The sequence below is a fragment of the Moorena sp. SIO3B2 genome (assembly GCF_010692525.1).
GTDB lineage: Bacteria > Cyanobacteriota > Cyanobacteriia > Cyanobacteriales > Coleofasciculaceae > Moorena > Moorena producens.
Window position 1 is genome coordinate 1 of sequence record NZ_JAAHHE010000540.1, and the last position, 3,330, is coordinate 3,330.

The 3,330-nt window shown below is 44.8% G+C and carries 1 protein-coding gene and 1 pseudogene; both read left to right on the top strand.

From position 1 onward, the window contains the following. Nucleotides 1-357: 357 nt before the first annotated feature. Nucleotides 358-1,062, top strand: a pseudogene (locus F6K38_RS37630) (RNA-guided endonuclease InsQ/TnpB family protein); the annotation flags it as partial. Nucleotides 1,063-1,614: 552 nt separating this feature from the next. Beyond that, nucleotides 1,615-3,126: a reverse transcriptase domain-containing protein gene (locus F6K38_RS37635; protein ID WP_287360095.1), complete on the top strand. Its 1,512-nt coding sequence runs from the start codon at nt 1,615-1,617 to the stop codon at nt 3,124-3,126. Nucleotides 3,127-3,330 lie beyond the last annotated feature (204 nt).

The following is a 3,330-nucleotide window of genomic DNA, read 5'->3' on the forward strand; positions in this document are numbered from 1 at the left end:
GATCCACAGCGGCTAGGTTGCCTTATATGGATTGGGGAGTTGTTTCTTAGTAGCTGATTAACTAGGATCTGCTTAACTAGACATAACTTGACCGAAGACCCTGAGGGCGCAAGCCCCTGGATTCTATTCCGGAGACGAAACCTTAGGAGAGTGGAGCCTTTATGGTTGGCAGGCTATGCATAAAAAGGTTAAAACTTATTGATTAAGGCTCCACTCTCCTTACGGTAACTTCAAACCATGGGGTTAGCCCGAACGGGAATTTATTCCCTAACTGTTCGGGAACTTTTACTTCAATAGTTCGACTATAATAGTAAGTAAAGAAACTACAGCAAAGGAGGTGATAGTAAAGTGCTGGGAATGGAGTTCAAGGCTGTCTTAAAAGAGAGTCAGAAAGTAGCAATAAATGAAGCTATTAGAACAGCTCGCTTTGTCAGAAACAAGGTGCTCCGATTCTGGATGGATAATCGTGGAATTGGAAAGAAAGAACTCTATCGATACAACACTCAATTAAGGGATGAATTTGAATTTGTCAAACATCTTAACAGCCATGCTTGTCAAGCATCTGTTGAAAACGTAGAACGTGCTATTAAACGCTTCTTTGATAACTGTAAAAAGAAAGTCCCGGGGAAGAAAGGGTATCCAAAATTTAAGAAGCATTCTAGGTCAGTCGAGTATAAGCAATCTGGATGGAAGTTATCCCCAGATAGTAAGTCGATAAAATTCACGGACAAAAAGGGGATTGGGCAAGTAAAGCTCAAGGGTACCTGGGACTTATGGCGATTCGACCCTAAGCTCATAAAGCGGGTTCGCATAGTCCAAAGAGCTGATGGCTACTACATTCAATTTTGCGTGAAAGTTGATACTTCAGAACAATTACAAGCCACTGGCTGTAATGTCGGCCTAGATGTTGGCTTAAAAGAGTTTTATACGGACTCAGATGGATATGCAGAACCCAATCCTAGATTTTACCGAAAAGGCGAGAAACGATTAAAGTTCTATCAGCGTCGGGTTTCTCGAAAAAAGAAAGGCTCTGCTAACCGAAAGAAAGCCATTGTGCGGCTCGTTCTTACTAGGAGCCTCTAGAAACTAGAGGGGTATGAGTAAGGGGAATCGCGAGGTACAACACCCTCAAAGATTTCTAACTGTCATGCGGATGGTGGTGAAAACCCACCCCTTGAAGAGATAAGTGACTCCTTACCTTGGCCACGTCGAGCAAGCGGCATCTAGCGGAGCGAAGCTGGCACCAGGGCGCAATCAGTTGACCACAAGCAGGTAACAACACGCTTCGCTAATAGGGAGGTGACACGGGTAAACAGGTTCTGAAAAAATGTCTTATTCTTAAGCCGCAACCTGAACAACAAATGCGAGACTTCATCCTCTCATTCTCACGGAGTTTGATAGCAACATCCGTAATCTCTGAGAAGAGGATAGGCAAATTGAACCGCCCTAAATCACCAAAACAATCCAAAAGACGGAACGAGTAAAAACGGTAGAGCAGGTCTGAGGAACGGTCGAACCTCGGTAAACTATGCCAAGTGTAATCCCTCCTACCGGGTAGGATGTGACCGAACAACTGGTCACGGGTATCGAAGATTATAGGACTCCAAGGAGAGCATGGGTAGACACAGTAACAAAGCTAGTGACCTTTGGAAAAGCCAACCGTGGAAGAAACTCCGCCAGAATCTTTTCCGCCTACAAAGACGACTATATAAAGCAGTCCAAGCTGGCGACCAGAGGAAAGCTCGGTCACGACAGTTACTGATAATGAAATCCCGTTCAGCACAGTTATTGGCCATACGTCAAGTAACACAATTAAATCAGGGTAAGAAAACCCCCGGAATTGACGGAAAGTCATCCCTCAACTACCGGCAGAGATTGAACTTACTTGAGCTACTGAACCAGCATGCAACTGACTGGAAACATGCCGGACTACGGGAAATCCCCATAGCCAAGAAAAACGGGAAAACGAGATTACTCAAAATACCCACAATCGCTGATAGAGCATGGCAATGTCTAGTTAAATTCGCCCTGGAACCAGCACACGAGGCTGAATTCCACCCATGCAGTTACGGATTTAGAACAGGAAGAGGAGCGCATGACGCCCAAAAGCACATGCAAAACCACCTAAAATCTAATTCAAACGGCATCACAAAAAGGGTCATCGAATTAGACATCAAAAAATGTTTTGACCGCATATCCCACAGCACAATAATGGCTAATCTAATAGCACCCAAGTGTATAAAACAAGGAGTGTTCAGATGCCTAAAAGCAGGGGTAAACCCAGAGTTCCCGGAGCAAGGAACTCCACAAGGGGGAGTGGTCAGTCCACTGCTCGCAAACGTCGCCCTAAACGGCATAGAGGAGATTCACCCTTCGATTCGGTACGCCGATGACATGGTAATCTTCCTAAAACCGAAAGACGACGCAGAAAAAGTGTTACAAAACGTGGCCACATTCCTCGCTGAACGCGGCATGGAAATCAGCCAAGAAAAGACCAAGATTACTCACTCGACAAACGGCTTTGACTTCCTGGGCTGGAATTTCCGGGTCCAGAAAAATGGTAAGTTCAGAAGTATGCCCTCAGCGGACAACCTAAGAGCTATCAAGAAGAAAATCAAAGCCGTGGCCAACAGCTCGAATTATGGCGCTAAAGTAAAGGCAAAGAAATTAGAACCAATCGTAAGAGGTTGGAGAAACTACCACCGAAACTGCAAGATGGACGGCTCCAGGAACTCATTGTGGTTCACCGCAAAGAGAACACACGATAAATTCCTAAGGGAAAAGAAAATCAGCAAAGGACAAGCCAAAAAATTAATAACTAAGGCATTTCCTAAAGTGAAGTGGAAGGAAAATAAGCAGATCAAAGTCAGGGGCACCAAGTCCCCCTACGACGGAGACCTGGTATATTGGAGCGAAAGAAACTCTAAGCTCTACGATAATGCTACCGCCAGAGCCTTGAAAAAGCAAAACCATTGCTGTGGACAATGCGGACATAAGTTACTAGGCAACGAATCTGTACATCTCCATCACATTGATGGAAACCACGACAATTGGAAGCCAAAGAACTTAATGGCAATTCACCAGAGTTGCCACCAATATATACACAGTAGCCAGAAAGATACTTAGGAGCCGTATGCGGTGAAAGTCGCACGTACGGATTTGAAGGAGAGGTGCTCCCCTTAATAGGGGACATCGACTCTACCAATAGACTAGGCAGGACACACCTCAAAATAAGTAGGCAACGTGAAGAACATGCCAAGAGACTGGTTAGAAGTTACCGTAAGATAGTGGAGCCTTATTACAAAAGATTTAACCCTTTTATGCAAAGCC

Bases quoted from the DNA above. Each gene is read 5' to 3' on its own strand.
- F6K38_RS37635 (WP_287360095.1), top strand. From the start codon at position 1,615: ATGGGTAGACACAGTAACAAAGCTAGTGACCTTTGGAAAAGCCAACCG.